The organism is Microbispora triticiradicis (genome assembly GCF_005864065.1).
GTDB lineage: Bacteria > Actinomycetota > Actinomycetes > Streptosporangiales > Streptosporangiaceae > Microbispora > Microbispora triticiradicis.
The window spans coordinates 93,124-115,245 of the sequence record NZ_VANP01000012.1 but is presented as its reverse complement, the minus strand read 5'-3'; the positions used below and the strand labels follow the sequence as shown (position 1 = coordinate 115,245).

Annotated in this window: 21 protein-coding genes; 7 read left to right on the top strand and 14 right to left on the bottom strand. The window is 70.7% G+C overall.

What is annotated here, in order from left to right; translation table 11 throughout:
* The first annotated feature begins 26 nt into the window (after positions 1-26).
* On the top strand, positions 27-794 hold the full coding sequence (locus FED44_RS26880; RefSeq protein ID WP_111701593.1) for an ABC transporter permease: 768 nt from the start codon (positions 27-29) through the stop codon (positions 792-794).
* A gap of 27 nt (positions 795-821) precedes the next feature.
* Here FED44_RS26880 and FED44_RS26875 read toward each other — a convergent pair whose 3' ends face one another.
* The 3 genes from FED44_RS26875 to FED44_RS26865 all read right to left on the bottom strand — a co-directional run bounded on the left by FED44_RS26875 (position 822) and on the right by FED44_RS26865 (position 5,661).
* Positions 822-3,056, bottom strand: a complete 2,235-nt coding sequence (locus FED44_RS26875; protein ID WP_167521603.1) for an ATP-binding protein — start codon at positions 3,054-3,056, stop codon at positions 822-824.
* Positions 3,057-3,427: 371 nt separating this feature from the next.
* Positions 3,428-4,624: an NAD(P)/FAD-dependent oxidoreductase gene (locus tag FED44_RS26870; protein WP_138462459.1), complete on the bottom strand. Its 1,197-nt coding sequence runs from the start codon at positions 4,622-4,624 to the stop codon at positions 3,428-3,430.
* 92 nt (positions 4,625-4,716) lie between these two features.
* Positions 4,717-5,661 (bottom strand): RNA polymerase sigma-70 factor, encoded by a 945-nt coding sequence (locus tag FED44_RS26865; protein WP_138462458.1) that lies wholly within the window; start codon positions 5,659-5,661, stop codon positions 4,717-4,719.
* Positions 5,662-6,025: 364 nt separating this feature from the next.
* Here FED44_RS26865 and FED44_RS26860 point away from each other — a divergent pair, with 364 nt between their 5' ends.
* The 5 genes from FED44_RS26860 to FED44_RS26840 are packed head-to-tail and all read left to right on the top strand — an operon-like array spanning position 6,026 to position 11,643.
* Complete coding sequence (locus FED44_RS26860) at positions 6,026-7,336, top strand: helix-turn-helix domain-containing protein (protein WP_244302296.1); 1,311 nt, start codon at positions 6,026-6,028, stop codon at positions 7,334-7,336.
* A complete protein-coding gene (locus FED44_RS26855) occupies positions 7,333-8,070 on the top strand; it encodes a toll/interleukin-1 receptor domain-containing protein (protein ID WP_208759193.1) in 738 nt (245 codons plus the stop codon). The genes FED44_RS26860 and FED44_RS26855 overlap by 4 nt, the downstream gene beginning before the upstream one ends.
* On the top strand, positions 8,067-10,040 hold the full coding sequence (locus FED44_RS26850; RefSeq protein WP_138462456.1) for a hypothetical protein: 1,974 nt from the start codon (positions 8,067-8,069) through the stop codon (positions 10,038-10,040). Before FED44_RS26855 ends, FED44_RS26850 begins: the two co-directional genes overlap by 4 nt.
* A 22-nt stretch (positions 10,041-10,062) precedes the next feature.
* Positions 10,063-11,145 (top strand): hypothetical protein, encoded by a 1,083-nt coding sequence (locus tag FED44_RS26845; RefSeq protein ID WP_138462455.1) that lies wholly within the window; start codon positions 10,063-10,065, stop codon positions 11,143-11,145.
* A 45-nt stretch (positions 11,146-11,190) separates the two neighbouring features.
* Positions 11,191-11,643 (top strand): hypothetical protein, encoded by a 453-nt coding sequence (locus FED44_RS26840; RefSeq protein ID WP_138462454.1) that lies wholly within the window; start codon positions 11,191-11,193, stop codon positions 11,641-11,643.
* Between the two features lie 45 nt (positions 11,644-11,688).
* Here the strand turns inward: FED44_RS26840 and FED44_RS26835 are convergent, their stop codons facing one another.
* Both FED44_RS26835 and FED44_RS26830 read right to left on the bottom strand, forming a co-directional pair.
* Positions 11,689-12,267: an NADAR family protein gene (locus tag FED44_RS26835; RefSeq protein ID WP_138462453.1), complete on the bottom strand. Its 579-nt coding sequence runs from the start codon at positions 12,265-12,267 to the stop codon at positions 11,689-11,691.
* A gap of 89 nt (positions 12,268-12,356) precedes the next feature.
* Entirely contained in the window at positions 12,357-12,989 is a 633-nt protein-coding gene (locus FED44_RS26830) for an HNH endonuclease family protein (RefSeq protein WP_138462452.1), read from the bottom strand.
* A 485-nt stretch (positions 12,990-13,474) separates the two neighbouring features.
* Between FED44_RS26830 and FED44_RS26825 the strand changes: the two genes are divergently transcribed.
* Entirely contained in the window at positions 13,475-14,185 is a 711-nt protein-coding gene (locus FED44_RS26825; protein ID WP_138462451.1) for an alpha/beta fold hydrolase, read from the top strand.
* Positions 14,186-14,342: 157 nt separating this feature from the next.
* On the opposite strand, the gene FED44_RS26820 is transcribed toward FED44_RS26825, so the two are convergent.
* The 9 genes from FED44_RS26820 to FED44_RS26775 all read right to left on the bottom strand — a co-directional run bounded on the left by FED44_RS26820 (position 14,343) and on the right by FED44_RS26775 (position 22,076).
* On the bottom strand, positions 14,343-15,407 hold the full coding sequence (locus FED44_RS26820; RefSeq protein ID WP_138462450.1) for a ferritin-like domain-containing protein: 1,065 nt from the start codon (positions 15,405-15,407) through the stop codon (positions 14,343-14,345).
* 289 nt (positions 15,408-15,696) lie between these two features.
* Positions 15,697-16,416 carry an alpha/beta fold hydrolase gene (locus tag FED44_RS26815; protein WP_138462449.1) on the bottom strand — a complete coding sequence of 240 codons (720 nt, stop codon included), beginning with the start codon at positions 16,414-16,416 and terminating at the stop codon, positions 15,697-15,699.
* Positions 16,417-16,676: 260 nt separating this feature from the next.
* Positions 16,677-17,006, bottom strand: coding sequence for a helix-turn-helix domain-containing protein (locus tag FED44_RS26805; RefSeq protein WP_208759192.1), 330 nt, complete (start codon positions 17,004-17,006; stop codon positions 16,677-16,679).
* 21 nt (positions 17,007-17,027) lie between these two features.
* Positions 17,028-17,288 (bottom strand): hypothetical protein, encoded by a 261-nt coding sequence (locus FED44_RS26800; RefSeq protein WP_138462448.1) that lies wholly within the window; start codon positions 17,286-17,288, stop codon positions 17,028-17,030.
* Between the two features lie 185 nt (positions 17,289-17,473).
* Positions 17,474-18,223, bottom strand: coding sequence for an SDR family oxidoreductase (locus tag FED44_RS26795; protein WP_138462447.1), 750 nt, complete (start codon positions 18,221-18,223; stop codon positions 17,474-17,476).
* Positions 18,224-18,338: 115 nt separating this feature from the next.
* Positions 18,339-19,574 (bottom strand): low temperature requirement protein A, encoded by a 1,236-nt coding sequence (locus tag FED44_RS26790; protein WP_208759191.1) that lies wholly within the window; start codon positions 19,572-19,574, stop codon positions 18,339-18,341.
* A 162-nt stretch (positions 19,575-19,736) separates the two neighbouring features.
* Positions 19,737-20,471 (bottom strand): SDR family oxidoreductase, encoded by a 735-nt coding sequence (locus tag FED44_RS26785; protein WP_138462446.1) that lies wholly within the window; start codon positions 20,469-20,471, stop codon positions 19,737-19,739.
* A gap of 136 nt (positions 20,472-20,607) precedes the next feature.
* Entirely contained in the window at positions 20,608-21,213 is a 606-nt protein-coding gene (locus tag FED44_RS26780) for a dihydrofolate reductase family protein (protein ID WP_244302295.1), read from the bottom strand.
* Entirely contained in the window at positions 21,210-22,076 is an 867-nt protein-coding gene (locus tag FED44_RS26775) for a metalloregulator ArsR/SmtB family transcription factor (RefSeq protein ID WP_138462445.1), read from the bottom strand. Before FED44_RS26775 ends, FED44_RS26780 begins: the two co-directional genes overlap by 4 nt.
* Between the last annotated feature and the right edge of the window lie 46 nt (positions 22,077-22,122).

Below are 22,122 nucleotides of genomic sequence, written 5' to 3'. Positions count from 1 at the left end.
GCGGCCCCGACCTTAGAGGAGCGTGAATGTCCCTCATATCCGAGAGTTCGCTGATCTTCGTCAGGCAGATGCGGCTGTCGCTGCGCTCCCCGGCGTGGCCGATCATCGGCCTGTTCCAGCCGGCGCTCTACCTGGCCTTCCTCGGCCCGCTGCTGGTCAGCGTGGCCGGGGCCGGGGTCGACGGGCTGCCGGCCGGGGCGGCGTGGCGTTTCTTCGTGCCCGGCCTGCTGATCCAGCTCGGCCTGTTCGGCCCCCTGTTCGCCGGCCTGTCCATCATCGCCGACCTGCGCTCGGGCGTGTTCGAGCGGATGCGGGTCACTCCGGTGAGCCGTTTCGCCCTGCTCGCCGGCCGGGTCATGCGGGACACCGTGGTCCTGCTCGTCCAGACGGTGGTCCTGCTCGCCGTGGCGTACGTGTTCGGCCTGCGCGCGCCGCTGGTCGGCCTGCTCCTGATGTTCCTCTTCGTCGCGGCCATCGCGGTCGGGCTGTCCGCCCTGTCACACGGGCTCGGCCTGCTCGTGCGCAACGAGGAGTCGTTCACGCCCCTGCTGAACGTGGCGGCCATCCCGCTGCTGCTCCTCTCCGGGATCCTGCTCCCGATGACGCTCGCGCCCGCGTGGCTCGACGTCATCTCCCGGCTCACGCCGTTCCGGTACATCGTGGACGGCATGCGCACCGCCCTCTACGGCGACTACACCGGTTCGGTCGTCGTGACGGGCGCCGCGGTCGCCGTCGTCACCGCCGTGGTCTGCCTGGTGCTCGGCGCCCGCCTCTTCTCCAGAAGGCACGCGTGAGGACGGCTCCTCATGCGGGGGCGGGCGTCACGGCAGCGCGTCCCCGCGACGGTCGCCGAGCAGTTCCCGCAACCGGCCGACGCGCGGGTCGTCCGACTCCTCGCAGATCGTGAGCGCCTCACGGAGCGCCACCCGGGCGGGGGCCTCCTCGCGGACGTCGCGGTAGACCTCGCCGAGGTGGAGCAGCGTGGTCGCCGCGCCGTGCCGGTCGCCCAGCTCACGGCGTACCTGGAGCGCGGCGCGCAGGAGATCGACGGCGCGGTCGCCGCATCGGAGGGTCTGGTAGGCCACGCCCATGGTGTCGAGCACGCGCGCCTCGCCGTTCCGGTCACCGAGCTTGGTGAACACGGCGAGCGCGTCGGAGAGGAACCGGAGGGCCTGGTCGATCTGACCGATCCGCAGATAGGTCTCGCCGATCCGGCCGAGCGCGGTGGCCGTCTCGCGCGCGCCGCCGATCTCACGGCTCAGGGCGAGGGCCTCGCGCAACCGGACGAGCGCGGTCGCTGTACGGCCGAACGTGCGGCAGATGTCGCCGAGATCGTTCAGGGAGGCGCACTCGGCCGCGCGGTCGCCCACGCGCCGCCAGATCACGAGAGCCTGCTCGCAGCACTCCAGCGCCTCGTCGAGACTGCCCAGGTCACGGTGGACCGCGGCGAGACCGTCCAGCATCCAGGCCTCGCCCACCTCGTCCTTGCCGTCCCGTGCGGCGGTCAGACCGGCCTGATACGCCGAGACCCACTCGGCCCACGGCTTGCGCAGGACGAAGTAGCTCCCCCCGGCGTCGGCCAGCCGCCAGGCGAGGACGGTGTGGCCCGTGCCGGCGGCGTGCCTTACGACGGCGGCCAGGTTGGCGCGTTCGGCGTCGAACCAGTCGAGCGCCTCGGCGTAGCCGGCGAACGTGATCAGCTGCTCGCCGGGAGGGCCGGACTCCGCGCGGCGGCGCAGGGGATCGATCCGGCGGCCGGCGGCGTCCGCGGTGTGCAGATACCACCCGAGCAGCCGGCGTACGGCCGCGGACCGGTCCTCCGCGGACTCGTCGGCCTCGGCGCACTCGGCGGCGTACAACCGGACCAGGTCGTGGAAGCGGTACCGCCCGGAGGCGGCCTCCTCCAGCAGGTGGACGGCGGCCAGCGCCTCCAGCAGGCGCTGCGCCTGGGAGCGGCCGGTCCCGGCCAGCGCGGCGGCCGCCGGAACCCCGAGGTCGGCGCCGCGGTGCAGGCCGAGCAGCCGGAACATGCGGGCGGCGTCCGGCGGCAGCGCCCGGTAGGACCAGGAGAACACCGAGCGGACCGTGGTCGCCTCGTCCTCGGTGGTGGCCAGCAGGTTCAACCGCTCGCGGGTGACCGCGAGCTCGGTGGCGAGGGCCGCCAGCCGCACCGACGGCCGTGCCTGCGCCCGTTCGGCCGCGATGCGCAGCGCCAGCGGAAGATAACCGCACCTCCTGGCGATCTCCGCGGCGGCCTCGGGCTCCTCCGCGACGCGACGGTCGCCGATGGCCTCCCCGAGCTGCGTCAGCGCCTCGTACTCCGGCAGCGGCGCGAGCACGAGGCGTGCGGCGCCGTCCCTGGCGACCAGGCCGGACAACCGGCTGCGGCTGGTCACCACCAGCCGGCATCCGGCCGAGCCCGGGATCAGCGGGCGCACCTGGTCGGACGTCGCCGCGTTGTCGACGACGATCAGGACGCGCCTGCCGTCCAGCAGGGTGCGCAGCCGGGCCGCGCGCGGCTCCAGACCGGCCGGTATGGACGCGGGGGAGCAGCCGAGGTCGCGGAGGAAGCGGGCGAGCACCTCGGCGGGCTCGGCGGGAGCGCCGGTCGGATCGAAGCCGCGCAGATCCGCGAACAGGCACCCGTCGGGAAACCGGGGAGCGGCGCGGTGGGACCAGTACAGCGCCGTCGCCGTCTTGCCCACGCCGGCCGGGCCGGAGACGACCACCATCTGATGGCTCCGCCGGGCGTCGTCGAGTTCGGCCAGGGCGGCCGCGCGGCCGGCGAAGGCGCGGGGAGCGGCCGGAAGCTGCGCCGGACGCCGGAAGCCGTCCTGGTGCCGACGGCGCGCCGGCACCAGCCCGGCGAGGGCTCCCTCGGCCCGGAGCACCTCGTCACAGCGTCTGGCCACCAGCGGCGTCGGCGGGCGTTCCCCCGTCTCGATCCTGCTCAGGTAGCCCTTGCTGTAGTGGGTCAACGCCGAGAGCGACGCCAGCGACAGGCCGCGTTCCCTGCGTAGATCCCGGAGTGCGACTCCGAACGACGCGTTCTCCATCGAAACCCCAGATGCGGCGAACGTCGGACCGCCGTGACGCGCGGTGCCTCCGGGACGTCGCCCCCTCCGGACCTCCTCTCGGCACACCTCGTCCCGCGCGATCATGTGGCCCCGTGCCGCGTCCAGCCGGTGTACGAGAAGGCCATCTCGCGATCTATCGACTATTCAAGCACTAATTGCCTCAATTGCCATATAGGCATCGTTTGTGCCAGTTTCGGACTGAATGTTTCTGATTTACGGCTCCGCCGCAGATTCGCTTGCTTACTTGTAGTGCTGCCGAATCGCCCTGTGTCATCCACGGGAGTGAGCTTCGAAGCGGTCATGTTCCGGAGTTTCGGTCGCGGAGGACGCGACGGCCGCCCCAGGCCGCGCTACGCCGGTTCCCTGAGGGCAGACCCCGCCGCGGTCCGCTTGTGGGTGACGGGGCGGCGCCGGGCCGGCATGCCGAGCGTCGGGTTGGCGACGCCCCAGGCGGCGCTCTTGCAGACGAGTTCCTTGTAGAGGGCGGCGAGCCGCCCGGTCAGGGCCGCCGGCACGGCTCGGTCGTCGGCGGTGACGAACTGGATCAGACCGTCCTTGCGGCCCAGCGAGACGCACTGGTTGAAGTAGCGGATCGACACATGGGGAAGCTTGCCGCCGGTCAGGCGAGCCGCGATCGCGTCGGCCGCCTGCCAGGCGCTCGGGGTGCCCGAGGCGCACGACATCCGCAGCGGCTTGTTCCCGGGGCCCATCGCCATGGCCGCGTCGCCGACGGCGTACACGTCCGGGTGCGAGACCGAGCGCAGCGTCCCGTCGACCACGATCTGTCCGGTTTCGCTGACCTCCAGGGTGGTCGCCTGCGCGATCGGGTGGACCGCGAACCCGGTGGCCCACACGGTGACCGCGGCCGGGACGGCCGTGCCGTCGGCGGCGACGACGCGGTCGGCCTCGACGGAGCCGACGGTGAAGTGCTCGTGGACGGTGATCCCGAGCCTGCCGAAGACCTTCCGCAGATGCTCGCGGCCCTTGGGCGAGAGCCAGTCGCCGAGGCCGTCTCGGGCGGCGAGGGCGACGCGGAGGTCCGGGCGCGCCTCGGCGATCTCGGTCGCGGCCTCCACACCGGTGAGGCCCCCGCCGACGACGACCACGGTCTGCCCGGCGCCGAGGCGGGCCAGGCGCTCGCGCAGCCGCAGCGCGCCGGGACGGCCGGCGATCTCGTACGCGTGCTCGGCGGTTCCCGGGACGCCCTGGGGATTCCAGCCGCTGCCGAGGGCGTAGACGAGCGTGTCGTAGGCGAGTTCTCCGTCGCCGTCCGCGCCGGTGACGGCGACGGTCCTGCGGTTGGCGTCGACGCCGGTGACCTTCGCGATCCTCACCTCGACGCCGGTGCCCGCGAACATCTCGGCGAACGGCCGGGGCTTGAGGCGCTGGCCGGTCGCCAGCTGGTGCATCCGGACGCGTTCGACGAAGTCGGGCTCGGCGTTGACGAGGGTGATGGCGACGTCCTCGCGGCGGAGCCGCTTGGCGAGGCGTCCGGCGGCGATGGCTCCGGCGTATCCGGCGCCGAGGACGACGATGCGGTGCTGCATGTCCCTGCTCCTGTCGTGTGGTGATCTGCCCCTTGAACCGGGCAGCGCGCCGTTTGCTGACAGGACCGCGATGTGAAGCACCTCACACTGGTTCAGAAGGCGGTGGCCAGCGGCTTTCCGTGGTCGGCGAGCGCCCAGAGCGCCGTGGCGCGTTCGAGCTTGTCCGGATTGACCTGGTTCCGGCACGCGGCGATGCCCTCGGCGGTGACCTCCAGGCACATGACGCCGACGACCCGGCCGTTCACGACGGCCACGACGGCGGGGTCGCCGTTGGCGGTCGACGCGTAGAGTTCGGGCGCGCCGCCGGCGAAGGCGCGCTTGGCCTCGCCGGGTCTGAACAGGCCCCGGAGGAACTTCGCGACCGCGATGGCGCCCTCGAACGCCTTGGCGCGGGCGGGGACCTTCCCGCCGCCGTCGCCGATCGAGACGGCGTCCTCGGTGAGCAGATGTACGAGCGGCTCGATCCGGCCGCTGGCGGCGGCCACGAGGAACTCCTCGACGATCCGCCGGGCGGCGGCCTGGTCGATCTCGGCGCGGGCCCTGCCGTCCGCGACGTGCTTCCTGGCGCGGTGGAAGATCTGCTGGCTGGCGGCCTCGGTGATGTCGAGGATCTCGGCGATGTCCCGGTGCGGGTAGCCGAAGGCCTCCCGCAGCACGTACACGGCCCGCTCGCTGGGGGAGAGGCGCTCCATGAGGGTGAGGACCGCGTACGAGACCGACTCGCGCTGCTCGGCGGTGTCGGCCGGGCCGAGCATCGGGTCTCCGGCGAGCAGCGGCTCCGGCAGCCACTGGCCCACATAGGTCTCGCGGCGCGCCCGCGCGGAGGTGAGCAGGTTGAGGCACAGGTTGGTGAGGACCTTCGTCAGCCAGGCCTCGGGAACCTCGACGCGGTCGACGTCGGCGGCCTGCCAGCGCAGGAACGTCTCCTGTACGGCGTCCTCGGCCTCCCCGGCGGAGCCGAGAAGCCGGTAGGCGATGGCCTCCAGGCGCGGCCTGGCCGCCTCGAACCGGTCGACGTCACTCGCGGTCAAGGGCATGCCCCGATCCTAGGTCGCCGATCCGCCGCCCCTGCGCCGGGGCTCGATGGGATCGCCCTCTGATACTCGCCCCGACCGCGGTTGCCGTCGCCTGGGACATTCGCCTTCATCGGTGAATTCAACGCGATTCACGGATCGCGACCGGTCTGATGTAGATGGTACTTCAATGACGGATTTACGGTGTCCGAGTGACTAGTAGGAGTAAGAAGCAACTCAACCAATCGCCAATGGGTGAGGTGTGGCACCGTTTCCTGTCGCCTGCGAAGGTGGAAACGGGAAACACCGATATCGGCCTTGTCCGGACGGTCCGGCTGGCGCAGTCTTACAGCGGCGGCTGTCCGGCGGAGTGATGGAGGTTCACGCGGTGCAGCAGCCGATCCATTTCGGGCAGGAACTTCGGAGACTACGAATCAGTTCGAATCTGTCGCTGACCGATCTGGCGAAGTTGGTCCACTACAGCAAGGGCCAGCTCAGCAAGGTCGAGCGCGGGCTCAAGGCGCCGAGTCGTGACCTGGTCCGCCTCTGCGACGTCAAACTCGGCGCCGGAGGCGCGCTGGCCCGGCTCGTGCCCGTGAGCTCCGATCCGCCTGCGGACCTGACGACGACGGACGACGCCGACAAGAAGGAGGTGTGGCTGATGCGATTGTCCTTGGACGGGCAGAGCTGGTTCCAGCCCATTGGGCGAAGGCAGGTGCTCAGCCTCGGTGCGATGTCCGTGGCAGGCATGGGCATCGGTGTCACAGGAGGCTCCTCGGGTGCCAAGGCCGCGCTCGGCACCGGGAGCGAGTCCGTGCTCGAAGCATCCCGGGCGTTGTTCGACCAGTACCGGCGGCTGGGTCAGATCGCTCACCCCACAGTCGTGCTTCCCGCGCTTGTCGCGCAGACGCACACGCTCAGGGAAGTGGCCGCCGAAGCCGCCCCCCGTGTCCGCCGAGGCCTGCTGAGGCTTGGCTCCCGGTACGCGGAGTACGCGGGGTGGCTCGTGCAGGAGAGCGGAAACGACGAGGGCGCGCTTTGGTGGACGAGGCTCGCCGTCGAACTGGCGACCGCGGGCGGTGACCGGCATCTCGCCTCGTACGGGCTGGTGCGAAGGGCGCTGATCACCATGTATCGACAGGACGCCGCGCAGACCGTCGGGCTGGCCCGGCAGGCGCAGACGGGCGGGACTCCGCCTCGGATCAGAGGGCTCGCCGCGCAGCGGGAGGCCCAGGGCCACGCGATCGCCTGTGACTACGACGCCTGCATGAGTGCTCTGGACCGTTCCCGGAGCCTTCTCGCGATGGAAAAAGCCGATCAAGACGAGCCGGCGATCGGCACGACGAACCTGCCCGATCCTGTCGCGATGATCACGGGATGGTGCCTGTACGACCTGGGACGTCCGGACGAGGCCGCCGCACTCCTCGACCGGGAACTGGGACGGCTCGCCCCCCAGGCCGTCCGGGCCCGGGTGCGATTCGGGGTGCGCCGCGCTCTCGCGTACGCCGCTGCCGGTGAGGTGGACCACGCGTGTGCGCTGACGCGTGACCTGCTCGGCGACCTTGTCACCGTGGGTTCCGCCACCATCACCTCCGACCTGCGAACACTCGCCCGCATGCTGAACCGCTACCCCAAGAACCCGGCGGTGCGTGATCTGTCACCCGAGCTCAGCGCGGCACTGCGCATCGTCGCCTTATGAAGAAGGAGCAAGCTGCCATGCCCGACGTCTTCGTCAACTATCGCAACGGGGACGGCGACAAAACCGCCACGTTCATCGAAAGAGAACTGTCCCACCGCTTTGGAGACGAGGCGGCCTTCCGTGCGTTCAAGTCCATCCCGCCCGGTACACGCTACCAGGAGGAACTCCTCCACAACGTGCGGCGGAGCGCGGTCCTGCTGGCCGTCATCGGACCCAACTGGACGAACTACCCAGCACTGCATGACGAGAACGACTGGGTTCGCAGGGAGATCCTGGAGGCGTTCGACTGCGGAATATCCGTCATTCCCGTGCTCGAAGGCGCGGGAACCGCACGGCTCAAAGCGGCGGATCTCCCCAAGGAACTCGGACAGCTCGCCGATCGCCAGTTCGTACGACTGGACATGAAGGACCCGGAGCCGGGCCTGACCAAGATTGCGAAGAGGCTGACGGAGTTGGTGCCCACGCTCCGGGATCGCACCGCCCCCGAATCCCAGAGCGCCGTGCGCAATCAGATGGGGAACGTGTCCGGCGGGACGAACGTCCAGGGCAGGGATATCACCGGTGACATCGGTAATGTCATCAAGGGTGACTATGGGCAGTTCCACCTGGGCAAGGGCAACATGTACAACCAGCACTTCTCCGGGCCGGGCGCGACGTTCATCGACGGAGTGAACAACGGCGGTATCCACCAGCGGTTTGACGGCCAAGGCAAAAACGAGGACGACGACCGTTGAGTGACGAGTTCTCCTCTCTCATCCTCAGCCGCTTCGCTCAGATAAGCACGGGAACGGCCCCTATCTTCAATTTCCTGCCGCCGCCTCAGCAGGCCGGTGAGGACAGGTCCTACAGAGGGTTCGCGGCGGATCATCTCCTGTGGCTGGACAGGCGTTTTGTCCCTCCATCGGGATTCGGCGAGGCGCGGGAGATTCTCGACTCGTCCTGGATCGTCCTGCTCGACGGAGCGCCGGGTGGCGGCCGCTTGGCGGCCGCGCAGATGCTTCTGCACGAGTTGCGCTGGGGCGAGATGACGTTCCGGGAGATGCCGCTCAACGACGAGGATGGCGAGAACAGCAGGGACAGACGCCTGCTGGCGTGTGACGCCGTCGTCGACGGCGACCTGCTGTTGCTCGACCTGTCGGCGGCCGACGAACGGTACTGGGCACGTGCCCACCGGGAACTCCTCGACGCGCACGCAGAGGTGCGCGAACACGGGGCGCGACTCGTCGTCGTGCTCCCGCACGACAGAGCCGAGCGGCTGCAGCCGACGCTCGAACAATATCGGGTGGAGATCGTTCGCCCGGCGGAGCTGCAGGTGCTGCGGAGGTATTTGCTGCAGGACGGCTTCACCTGGGACGAGGCACGTTCTGCCAGCCCTGCCGTCGACCGGTTCCTCAGCACGCGACCTCGAATGGAGGACGTCGCCCACTTTGCTCTGCTCGTGGTCGGGCTGAGGAAGCGAGCCGGCGGTGCGGGCAACTTCACATCCTGGTGCCAGGAGGCATACGCCGCTCTATACGTCAGAGACAAACAGGTCGTCACCAATATGCGCAAGCTGCCGGAAGGGCGGCAACGCGCGTTGTTGCTCGCCACCGCCATGCTGCACGGAGCACATGCGGATGTGATCCACGAAGCGGCCTCCACGCTTCTTCACGAGGCCAAGCACCCGCTTGAGGACCTTCCACCGTTGCAGCATGAGGGCCTCGGCTCGCAGTTTCGTGAGATCCGCGCCGTGCGCGGCGACGACGGCCGGGTGCACTTCACAGATCTCGGATATGACGCGGCGGTTCGTCGGCACTTCTGGACCCACCTCCCGGACCTACGGGCGAGCCTGTGCGAATGGGTGCGCCGCACGGCTGTCTCCCAGGGAGTGCACCAGGACGACCGCGACGACCTGGTGGACCGGTTCACCGAGTTGTGCCTGCAAGAGCGCTATCGCGGCGTGCTCATCTCCCTGATCGATGGGTGGACGGCGAAGCCGCTGAACAGTGCGGGAAGGCGTGCGGCGGCGCAGGTACTGACCAGAGGGCTACAGGACCAGTGGCAGGGCAGGTTCTTCCGCCATGCGATTTACGAATGGTCCAGACATGGAGCGCTGTCCGAGACGCTCGCCGAAGTAATCGTCACCGTGTGCTCCGAGGTGATGGCCGTGCGTCATCCTTACGAGGCTGTGGTCCGCCTTCATCACCGGGCCAGGCGCGAGACCGGGACCACGCAAGCCCGTGAGGCGCTCCTCGAACTGGTGCGTGCGGATCGGCGGCTACTGCGCCTGATGTTCAGCCGGCTCAACGACCAGTTCGCTCAGGACAACCGTTATGGGGCCGACGCTGGCCTGTTCCTGGATCTGGCCGACCCGGATCTACTGACCTCGACAGACGGCGGTGCCCGGGCGCCGTTGGCCCGGCCGGTCATGCGCGAGCAGGTGACGGTGGGTTGGAGCGTCGTCTTCGAGCGGAGTGGCGAGGAGGTCTGGACCCAACGGGCCCGGCACTGGCTTGAGGCGGCGGGCGAGAGCGGACCGTGGGCCGACGTGCTCATCGGCGTGATCGTCGAAGGTGGCCGGCAGCGGCCGCCCATCCTGTCCGCCCTGTACGCGATGGCCGGGCAGCTGGAGCGTTCCCGGCCCGAATGGCAGGAGAGCGACGTGCGGTTGCGTGATCGCCTCCTCATGAAAATCAATGCCGTCCTGGGCATCCAGGTCGCGTAGACCCCGCTAGAAAGGCCGTTCCATGAGTTCTGGCCGCACCACCCTGACCGCATACTTCGCCGTTTTCTCCGGCTTGATCTTCGCCGGTTTGTTCATGTTCGCTCCCCGGCCCCTGTGGCTCGGTTTCCTCGTCGTCGTACTGTTCGCGGCCCTGTGGTTGGGGCTGGTGAAGGAGTGGCTCCGGCCGCGGGAGCCGATGCACCATCCCGCTCCACCTCCTCCGGTGACGCCGATTGAGCGCGAGGAGCGGCAGATCACCGATGTCGCTCTGCCGAGCGCCTGGGGCGACTACGACTTCGTGTTCTCCGCGACGGTCCGCTGGTCGCCCATCGCCGCCCGGTTCGACGAATCACTCGCCAACCCCGAAGCTCTGGCGGTCGACTCGATCCTCGAACGCGCCCGCGAGATCACCGAAAGCAGGCCGCCCGGCCGCGCCTCACTCGTCCGGCACGAGCTGAGCGGCGCACTGGCCCGAATGGAACCAGACGCGAAGAGATCCATCCAGGCGATGGCGCACTCCGTCACGCTCACTCTCACCGACCAGGACCAGGACCGGCTCGCCAAGCTCGCGGCGAGGCGCAAGGAGAACGCACTCTGGGAGCACGAGATGAGGTACGAGCAGACCAGGCGCGCCTATCTCAGCGAGAGCGTGCTGAAGGACACCGGCAGCGCTGTGGTCTGGTGGCTCGCCAAGAACGACGACCACATCCAGAAGACCGTGCAGGACATCGGCCTGCTCGCCCAGCTTTCCTCCGCCGCCAACAACACGCATGTCGCCGAGCCGTTCCGCCACCTGCTGTCCACGCCCGCCAACGGGACGACGGCGGCGTCCGCCGGGTACGCGAGCAACGGTGAGACTGGCGGCTTCGCCCCTCCGCCCCGGACCGTACCGGACCTTTTCGGGAACTTCCTGAGCGTGATGGACATCGAGCAGGACAGTCCCGAGCGGATCCTGCTCGCCAAGCACGTGGCGGACGTCCTGCACGCGCACGGCAGGCATGAGGCCGCCGACGCTCTCCTGCGCCGGTTCGACCCGTCGGAGCCCCCAGTGACCGGCGACTTCGACCCTCCGTCCGAGCCGCCCAGCGACGGGCCGGACCAGTGATCGCGCGAGGGCACGCGCGGACGACAAGCCTTGAGGAGGCCGGCTGTGGAGCCTGAACTGGTGGCACTGGCGAGTTCGGGAGCGGCGACTCTGGTCGGGCTGATGGTCTCCGATTCCTGGGTCAAGGTGAAGGAAGGCGTCGTCCGCATGCTCGCCAGGGGGGAGAACGCCAAGCAGATGGCCCTGGACCTCGACGTGTCGCGCGCGGAACTGCTGACCGCGCGCGAAGCCGACGACGGGAGGCTCATGGCCGGCGTCGAAGAGATGTGGCGGGCCCGGCTGTGCCGTCTGATCGAGGCGTACCCTGCTCTGGCGGAAGACCTTAGGCGGTTGTCGGAGGCACTGGACACCACGCCGGGGACGGGGGAGGCGAGCAACGTGTTCAACCTCATCAGTGGAGACGTGCGATACGGGCCGGTGGTGCAGGCGGGACGGGTATCCGGTCTCGTGTTCAATGCTCCGTTTCCCCCACCACCGGCCGAGGAGGGCGAGGGATGACGGGGTTCCGGCAGCCAGAGGTGGCCTGAGGGCAGGAGCCGGCGGTCAGGGCTCGGTCGCGAGGATGGCGCGGGCGGTCATCAGGGCGAAGCCGAGCAGGTTGAGGCCCTGCCAGGTGGCGGGGGAGGCGGCGCGTTCGTCGCCGGCGGTCAGGCCGATGCCCCAGATCCGGTCGTTCGGGCTGGCCTCCACCAACACCCGGCCGGCGGTCGCGAGGAGGAAGCGGCGCAGGTCGGCGTGCTGCCCGAACTTCGCGACGCTGCCGCGGACCACGATGTCGAACCGGTGGGCGTTCCAGACCTGCTCGTCGAAGTCGCGTACGGCGCGGCCGAGGGTCTTGGCCTCGTTCGGGTGACCGGCGGCGAGGATCTTCCCGGCGGTCTGGTCGTCGCCGAACAGCCAGGCCTTGTGCGCCATCATGTAGTGCTCGGCGGAGGCGAAGGCGTGGCCGTCCTCGGTGAAGGCGACCGGCCACCACTGTGACAGGCAGCCGGGGCCGACGCCGCCGTCGCGCGGGGGCCGGTGACCCCAGAAGTACAGGTAGCGAAGGGCGTGACCCGCCTGCTCCGCGGCGACCGCCTCGTCCACACTGCGCGGCAGCGCGATCTGCTCAGACACGTCCACACCGTGCCACACCCGGTCCCGTCCCCGCCATCGACTTATGCGCCGCCCGGCGCTGCGGCGGCGGCACGCCGCCGCAGCGGGGGAGCGGGTCAGCAGTAGCCGAGCATGGTGGTCAGGGCGGACTTCTCGCCGCTCTGCAGGGTGAGGCCGTAGTACCACTTCACCTGGATCCACGCGCGGGCGTAGGTGCACCAGAAGGAGGTCAGGGACGGCTTCCAGGTGGTGGGGTCCTGGTCGCCCTTGGCCTGGTTGACGTTGTCGGTGACGGCCCACAGTTCGGGACCGCCGAGGTCGTTGGCGTACGCCTGGCGCTGGGCGGTGGTCCAGGCCCACGCACCGGACCGCCAGGCCTCGGCGAGAGGGACCATGTGGTCGATGTCGACGTCGGAGGCCGCGTGCCAGGTCGCTCCGTCGTACGGGCTGTACCAGCTTCCGGACACGGAGGCGCAGCTCGAGTCGGTCACCACGCCGCTGCCGTCCCGCTTGAGCACCTGCTCGCGGGTGTTGCAGGCGCCCGAGACGGTGATCCAGTGCGGGAAGAGGTCGCGGTTGTAGGTCGACTGGTGCGACTCGGCGGCCACGGTGAGCGAGGCCAGCCGGGAGGCGGCGGTGCTCGCGGACGGGATGTTCGGCGGGGTGGCGAGGGAGGGGCCGGTGGTCAGGGTGAGGAGGAGGGACAGGGTGCCGAGGGCGGTGGCGAGGGCGGCGAAGGCTCGTCTCACGAGCGTCCCCTTCTGCCTGCTGCTCCGGCCAGGAGAGGGGGCTGGACACGAACGGAGCAGTCAGACAGCTCGGAGATTCGCTAATGGCGATAAATCCGGAAATAGCAGGTCGTAGTTATGCAAATTGACCTTTTTTGTCGGGCTTCGCCGACGACTTCCGCGAGGTGCGGTCGTACCTGCTCAAAAGGCCTCTCAGGGCCGCGGGAGGCGGGGTACGCCCCGCCATCGGGCAAATGAAGATTGTGTAAACGGCGGCGGATCCGTCCTTCCGGCGCGGCCGCGTATGTGACATCGCACCGGCGATCAGGCAGGGTTGCCGGCGAACGAGGCATCGGCTGGCGGCCTGTCAGCGCCCGGCCGCATAGTGATCCGGTGACACCGCCTCCATGCGGAGTGGTCCCCGGCCGCGCGGAGCGCCCGGCCGGACCACACGTCATCGAGGCGGCGTGGCTCGATGCCGCGGCTTGAGAGAGGAGGAGAAACGCATGGCGACGTTCGTCCTCGTGCCCGGCGGTTGGCACGGTTCCTGGTCGTTCGAGGAGGTGGTTCCGCTGCTGGAGGGTGCCGGTCATGCCGTTCACGCCCTGACCCTGACCGGTCTGCGGCCGGACGACGACGACACGACGGTCGCGGCCGCCAACCTCGACACGCACGCCGACGACGTGTTGCGCCTCCTCGATCGCGCCCGCGTCACCGGCGCGACGCTGGTCGGCCACAGCTACGGCGGGATGGTGATCGCCGCCGCCGCCGACCGCGCCGACGGCCGGGTCTCACGACTGGTGCATCTCGACGCCTACGTACCGCGCGACGGCGAGTCGTGCTGGTCGTCGACGACCGAGCGCTACCGGGAGGCGTTCGCGGCCGGCGCCGCGGCCACCGGCTACGCCGTCCGGCCGCCGGACGGCGTCGATCCCCGCTGCCGTCCCCATCCCCTCGCCTCGTTCCTGCAGACGATCCGGCTCACGGGCGCGTTCGGCCGGGTCCCCCGTCGGGAGTTCGTCTACTGCTCGCGGTGGGAGGACCGGACGCCGTTCGCCGCACTCCGCACCCGGCTCCAAGCCGATCCCGCGTGGCAGGTCCACGACCTCCCGACCGGCCACGACGCGATGCACGAGGCTCCGGATGCGGTCGCCGCACTACTGCTCGGCGAAGGTGCCGCGCACGCATCGGCGCAGAGACGGCAGGCCTGCCGTTGAGGGCCGCGCAAGCCCCACCGGTGTGACGGCCGCGGACATGTGCGGCGGCAGTCCCGGCCGGGAGGCGCGCGGCCGGGACTGCCGCTTTTTTGGGACAGGCACCGCCCCCGCCGTGGTCACGCCGACGCTCGCGTACGCATGACCGGGAGCGGGACGCTCACGAGCGCGACTCCGGTGGCACGTACTCGAAGGTGGGGCCCGCGGTGGTGCCGTCCGCGTCCGGCAGCAGCAACAGGGCGTCGGCCTGGGCCCTGAGCGTGTACATGGTGCCGACGGCGGCCCCGAGCAGCTTCGGCAGGCCGTCGAAGGCCTGCTCCAGCTGGTTCAGCAGGGTGCAGTAGGTGCGGTTGAACTCCTCCTGCGCGGTCCGGACGACGCTGCCCGGGGCGTGGTCGGACAGCCGCGGGTTGGGCCGCATCGGGCGTACGGCGGCCGGGTCCACGGAGATCGGCTCGCCGGTCGGCCCGGACTGCGGCGTGTCGCCCCGCCGGTAGCGCCGGCCGAGTTTGAGTTCCTGGAAGCGGTAGTAGTGCGCGACCTCGTCGCGGTCGGGGTGGAAGACGTCCTGGTCCCCGTCCCAGACCTCGCCCCGGGCCGAGCCCTCGCCCTCTTCGACGATCTCCTTCAGCGCCCCCAGCGCCGACTCCAGATCCTCCACCGCGAACAGCCGGCCCGTCGTGTGCCGGAAATGCCCGCCGTTCACCTGGCGGGCGGGGTCGCCGCAGAAGACCTCCTGTTCGCCGAGCCGCTCGCACAGCCGGCGCAGTCCCTGTTCGATCGCCTCGTAGAACTGCCCGATCGTCTCGTAGCCGTCGCCCTGCGCCGGGGCGCCGGGCGGCGCCGGCCGTTCCAGGCGCAGGAACATCTCCAGGGCCTCCGGGCCGAACGGGAGCAGCGACAGTTCCAGGTCGCTGTGGGGCAGCCGCCGAGGGTACGGCGGCAGCATCCCGGGCATGTCGAGACGCGGCCGGCCTCCGACGGCGTTGAGCAGGTTCGCCGCCAGCGCCAGGTGCAGCATCTCCTCGGCGAAGACGCTGCCCACCACCTCCACGGCCTCCGGATTGTCCTCCGGCCGCAGTGAGTACAGCGCGCACAGGTACGACGGCAGCGTCGCGTGTTCCAGCTCGACCGCCCACTGCAGGTGCTCACGCAGACTGTCGAGCGTGTCGATCCCCGCCGGACCGGGAACGGCGATGGTCCCCCGTGGTTCCGGATGTGTCATAAGAGCTCTACCTCCATTGTCGATCGCAGGTGCGCGACCGGTCGTCCGATAGGACCGGACAGCCGCCGCGTTCGTGACAGCCCCGGAGGTCTCTCCGTGATCAGGCTCGTGCCGGGAAGGTGCCGATGCCGCAGCGTCAGCGACGTCGTGGTGGCTTCGGCGGGGACCCCCGGGAGTTCGAGCCGGAGGGAGGCGGCCATGCGCCACCTGGACCTTTCGTGGCGGCGTCTGCAGCCCGGTCTCCACGGTGAGTGGAGACCGGGTGCGGTTCAGGCGCTCCGGCGGAGCCTCAACGCCGCGCGTGGCCGGCGGCGTCGCGGATGACGGCGGTCACGGCGTCGGGCTGCGACGCGGCGACCGCGTGTGACGCGCCCGCGATCTCCCTGGTCCTGCGGGCGCCGGCGCGCTCGGCCATGAAGCGCAGCGCCGCGGCCGGGATGCTGAGATCGCGCTCGCCGTGGACGAACCAGGACGGAATGGTGCGCCAGGCGGGCTCGTCCGCCGTCAGCGCGCCGGTCAGCGCCCGCTCGGTCACCGGCCGCTGGGTCGCCGCCATCAGGGCGGCCTCGCCGGCGTCGAGGTCGGCGCAGAACTGGTGGTGGAACCTGTCCGCCGCGATGCGGAACTCGTTGCCGCCGGAGACGACCGGGTAGGCCTCCAGCGCCGTGCCCAGGGTGCTGCCCTCGAACCTGCCGGTCAGCAGGAACGCGCTCTCGCCGGGCTCGGGGGCGAAGGCCGCGACGTAGACCAGGGCGCGTACGGCCGGGTGACCGGCCGCGGCCTGGGTGACGACCATGCCGCCGTACGAGTGGCCGACCAGGACGACCGGGCGGCCGAGGCCGGCGATCACGTCGCGCACGTACGCGGCGTCGCCCTCGACACCGCGCAGCGGGTTGGCCGCGGCGACGGCGGACAGGCCGTGACCGTGCAGGCGCCGGATGACGCGGTTCCAGGAGGCAGACTCAGCGAAGGCGCCGTGGACCAGGACGATGACGGGCTGCTCGCTCATGCGGGTGCCTTTCCGGTGTTCAGGGCGGTCCTGAGGACGGCGACGGCCTGCACGGTCGCGGCGCGGGTGTCGTGGAGCGGGTTCAGCATCATGAAGAGCGTGCCGTTGTAGCGGACGCTGGTGGTGGGGCCCCCGCCTGGACGAGCTTGCGGGCGTAGGCCTCGCCTCGCCGCAGCATGTCGCACTCGACGACGACGAACGCGGGCGGCGGCCCGGGCCAGGCCAGGCCAGGCCATGCTAGATCATCGAACCGCGGAGCCTCAGTCCGTGGCCCCCACGCCGTCGAGCGGCGTGGCGTTGATCTGCCTGCGGGACGCGATGCCGAGCTTCGCGAAGATCTTCCGCAGGTGCCATTCGACGGTGTGCGGGCTGATGAAGAGCTGCGCGCCGATCTCGGGGTTCGTCAACCCCTCGCCGGCCAGTCGCGCGATCTGCGCATCCTGGGCGGTGAGCGTGGGGCGCGCCTCGGTGGCGCGCCTGCGTACCGTCTCGCCGGTGGCCTGAAGCTCGCGCCGGGCGCGTTCCGCGAACGCCTCGGCCCCCGGCGCCGCACCTCGAATCGGCGCGCAGCCTACTTTTCCGCCGTGCATCCCAACAATCAACCCTGCCGATCAACGCTGCCAATGAACACCGGCCTGGCCGTCGTCGGCGGGACCGCCCGGGCAGGCGCCGTCCTCCAGCACCTCGACCGCGTCGAGGAGACCTCGCAAAGCGATCTCCTCGCGTTCGGCGTCCGCGGGGTCGAACAGCCAGTCGGCGACCGGCAGGCCGGCGGCCTCCTCGGGACGGCTCCACCCGACCTCGACGACCTCCGCCTCGACCTCGATCTGGAGCTCGTGCAGGAAATCGTTCTCGCCGCTCGGGGCACTCATCATTCCTCCGTACGCATGTCCTGGCGCGTGATCCGGTCGTGTCATCCCCGTGTCGTCCGGCCGTGTGATCCGGCCGGGCGCGAAGCGGCCCCCGGCGGGCGGCCGGCACCCAGGCGGGCCCGGCCTCCCGCACCGGCGTCCCGTGCCGGCCTCCCGTAGTGGGGGCCGGCGCCGTCCGCCGTGGTCTACTTTCCGGTGCTGCCGAGCCAGTCCAGGTAACGGATCGTGCCGAGGGTGGCCTCGTCGATCGGCACCAGCGACTGCTCGCTCAGCTCACTGCCGAAGTAACGCGCGTGCGGGTCGGTCACCACCTCGCGCGGGTCGCCCCAGGCGGCGAGCGCCTGGCGGAAGAACTCGTCCATCCGGAGCCGCTCGGGCCCGGCGATCTCCACCCTGCCGTTCAGCGGCGACCCCACCGCGGTCCGGCCGACCGCCTTGGCGACGTCGTCGCCCGCGATGGGCTGGAAGAGCACGGGCGCCATGTGCACCTTGCCGTCCACCGTGCCCTCGTCGGCGATGCCCCGGGCGAACTCGAAGAACTGGGTCGAGTGTACGAGCGAGAACGGGATCCCCGACTTCTCGATCAGCTGCTCCTGCGCGATCTTCGCGGCGAAGTAGCCGTTGTCCGGCATCCGTTCCGTTCCCACGATCGACACCGCGACGTGGTGACCCACGCCCGCCTCCGCCTCCGCCGCGAGCAGGTTGCCCGTGGAGGTCTCGAAGAACTTCAGTACGGCGGCCCGCTCGAACGACGGGGAGTTCGAGACGTCGACGACCACCTGCGCGCCCGTCAGCACCTCGGCGAGTCCCTCGCCGGTCAGCGTGTTGACGCCGGTGTTCGGCGACGCGGCCACCGCCTCGTGGCCGTGCTCGGTCAGCTTCGCCACCAGCTTCGAGCCGATCAGGCCGGTCCCGCCGATCACCACGATCTTCATGCCGTTCCCTTTCCGTACGCCGGGCCACCTCGTCGCGACCCCGGTCGCCAGCTAGGACCGGACAGCCTCCCGGCTTGTGACGGCCGCCGCGGAATTCTTCTGGGCGTGGCGTACGTCACGGGAAAGGGACCGGCTCACCGCGGTTCCCACGACGTGCCCCGGCGGCCGTCCAGATCGTGACGGCGACCAGCAGCACGCAGACGGCCGCGATCGCGGCGACCACGGCGGCCACGCCGATCCAGGGCGCCGCGAGCGGCAGCGACAGGACGACGGCGGCGCACCCCAGCACCACGGCGGGCAGGATGACGGGCTCCGCGACGACGAGCACGTGTACCGCCAGCAGCAGGGCGAGATACAGACCCACCGGAACGGCGACCGCGTAGCCGAGCGCCGTCGGCGACGCCGCGCCGTCGTGCCCGTTCCACTCCACCGCCACTTCGAGCCCGGCACCGAGGGCGGCCAGGGCGGCGAATATGCCGTAGTGGCCGTACCCCCACAGGTAGGACCGGTGACGGCGGTCGGTGAGACCGTCCCCAGCCGGGCCGAGGAAGTACAGCCACCACAGGGCGAACAGCAGGACGAGACCGGCGCCGGCGATCACGAGGAAGGGACCGCCGACCTCGCCCGCCTCGAGCGCTCCTCCGACCCCTCTGCTCGCGGCCAGCACGCTCTCACCGAGCAGGATGATCGTGAACAGGCCGTAGCGCTCGGCGATGTGGTGTGGGTGCCAGTTGGTGGCCCTGACCCGCTCGGCCCACCACGGCACCGCGAGTTCCAGGGCGGCCAGGCAGACGAAGAACGGCAGGCCGGACCACGAGGGCAGGACTCCCGTCTCCACGAGGACGAGTCGCGCCAGCCAGCCCGCCTGCAGGGCGGTGATGCCGCCGGCGTAGCGGAGCGCGGTGCGGCGCCTCTCCGGGTCTTCCAGACCGGCCCGCAGCCACTGGGCGACGAGCCCGATCCTCATGACGAGGTAGCCGAGCGTGATGACCCCGTAGTCGGAGCGGCTCCCCGCGGCGGGCACGCCGGCGGCGAGGATCAGCACACCGGCCATCTGCACCATGGTCAGCAGCCGGTAGGCGACGTCGTCGGTGTCGTAGGACGAGGCGAACCACGTGAAGTTCATCCACGCCCACCAGATCGCGAAGAACACCTGAAGGAACGGCACCACACCGGCCAGGCCGTGCCCGGCGGCGATCTCGTGCGCGAACTGGGCGGTGACGGCCGCCACCGCGACCACGAAGGTGAGGTCGAACAGCAGCTCGAGCTGGCTCGCGGCGCGGTGCGGCTCGTCGACGGCGCGAGCGCTCATCCGGACCCGGATCCGGATCGTGGTGCCTGCTGACGGCAAGGTCGTTCTCCTGTCACTTCGCGACGTGGGGGCCGTCTCGAAGACAGGGCGGCGCTCGGATCTGTGACGACGTGGTGCGGGCCGCCTGCCCGCGGCCGGAGGTACGGACCCTCGCGGAGCCGGCACGGGCGGTGATGCGCCTGCGGCCGGGGCGCGGCCCGGTCAGCGCGCGAGCCACTCCCGATAGGTGGTCCCGGCGATGACGGCGCCCTCCCCGGCGACGAGGGCGTCGCCCGAGGCGGCGGCGTACAGGCCCGCCCCGTCGTCGGTGACGACGGCGCGGTGGTCGCCGCGGGCGGCGAGGGTGATCCTGCCCAGCTCGTCGAGCGCGAAGACCTCGGGCCCGGCGATGTCCAGGGTGCCGCGCAGCGGGACGCCCACGCTGACGTCGGCCACAGCCCGCGCGACGTCGTCCGCGGCGATGGGCTGCATGAGGACGGCGGGCAGGCGGACGGCGTGCTCGTCGGAGGTCCAGGACATCACCGTCTCGATGAACTCGAAGAACTGCGTGGCACGCACGATCGAGTACGGCACGGGGCCGGCCTTGAGGAGGTCCTCCTGCAGCACCTTCGCCCGGTAGTAGACCGAGCCGGGCACCCGGTCGGCGCCCACGATCGACAGGACGACCGCGTGGCCGACGCCGGCCGCCTCTGCGGCGGTCAGCAGGTTGCCCATCGTCGTGCGGAAGAACGCGGGGGACGCGTCGTCGAAGGTCCGCGGCTTCGTCAGGTTGACGACGACCGCGGCGTCCGTCAGCGCCTCGGCGAGGCCCTCTCCGGTGAGCAGGTCCACACCCGTCGACGTCGAGTGCGGCACCGCCTCGTGCCCGTGCGCGTTCAGGATCCCGACCACGCGGGAGCCGATGAGCCCGGTTCCGCCGATGACAGCGATCTTCATATGCCGGCCTTCCTGGTGACCGTCACGGGCCCCTGGGCACCGGTGCCAGGGTAGCGACCAGGCTCACTCCGGGGCGCGACGGAGGGGCCCCGGAGGCGACCGTGACGTTTGCCGGCCCGGTCCTGATCGTTCCGGCTCAGCGGAGCCGGTCGTAGACCATGGCCATCTCGCCGAGTTCGCCGGTCTCCTGGTGGGCGAGCGTCCACTTCGTGGCCGGCAGGCCGTCGTCGAACAGCCGCTGCCCGCCTCCGGCGATCTCGGGGAGGATCATGAGGTGGAGCCGGTCGACGAGGTCCGCGGCCAGGAGCGCCTTGATGACACTCGCGCTGCTGTTGACGAGGATGTCGCCCTCGCCGGTGGCCTTGAGATCGGCGACGACCTCGGCCGCGGGGGCGTTCACCACGCGGGTACGCTCCCACGGCGCCTCGGTCAGGGTGGTCGACAGAACCACCTTCTCGGCGCCGACCAGCCACTTGGCGTATCCGCGGTCACGTGGATCGGCGTCGTCGTTCTCGGCGACCGACGGCCAGTAGCCCATGAATCCCTCGGCGTTGACCCGGCCGAGCAGCGCCGTCGTCGCGCCCTGCCACATGCGGTTCATGTGGTCCCGCGCGACCTCGGTGACCACGTAGGGGGCGAACGCGGCGAAGTCGCCGGGCCCTCCGGGACCGTGGTAGCGCCCGTCGAGAGTGATGCTCAGGTTCGCGGTCACCTTGCGGCCGGTGGGGGTCGTGATGGTCACGTCGTGCTCCTTGATTCTGCTTCGTGAATGGGTGTGTCGGTGTCGTGCGGATCGGCGGCGAGGATCGCCGCGAGCCGGTCGAGGCTCTGGCCGAAGCCGATCTCGACGCCCGCGACGAAGTCCGCGGAGTCGACGGTGCTGTCGGCGATCCGGAACCGGACGTCGAGGTCGGTGCCGGCCGGGGTGGGCGTCAGGTCGAGATCGAGGTGCGCGGTGAAGGCGGTGCCGCCGCCGGGGAGCAGCGGGCGGAGCCGGTAGGCGAGGCGTTCACCGGGCCGCACCTCGTCCACGACCCCCACGGCACGCCCGGCGACCACGTCAGACCCGCCGGCGTCCTCGGCGTCGCGGTACTCCTGGACGATCCGCCCGCCCGGCCGCGCCTCGAAGACGAGTTCGGAGACGCGCAGGTCGTCAGGGGTCCACCAGCGGGCGAGAAGGGAGGCCTCGGTCAGGTGGCGCCAGACCAGTTCGGGACTGCCGGCCAGTGACCGGTGGAACCCGAACGAGCGGCCGTCGGCCCACCCCGGCTCGTCGGCGGCGAGCCGCTCCGTGCGGAGACTGAGCCCGTACCGATCGTAGGTCTCGCGCGGGCCGCCGGCCCGGTCCGCGGTGTCGGCCAGGCGGCCGAGCGCGGCCGCCAGTTCCCGCAGAGGCTCGGACCGGAGCGCGTAGATCCGGCGCTGGCCGCTGCGCTGGGACACGACGAGCCCGGCGCGCTCCAGGGCCTGCAGGTGCTTGGTGGTCTGCGGCTGACGTGCCCCGGCCAGCTCGGCCAGGACGCCGACCGGCCGGGGCCGCTCGGCCAGCAGGCTCACGAGCCGCCACCGGGCCGGGTCGGCCAGTGCGGTGAGGAGTTCGTCCACGACGAGAACTATTCCCCACCGCGAATATTCGTGTCAAGGAATGATT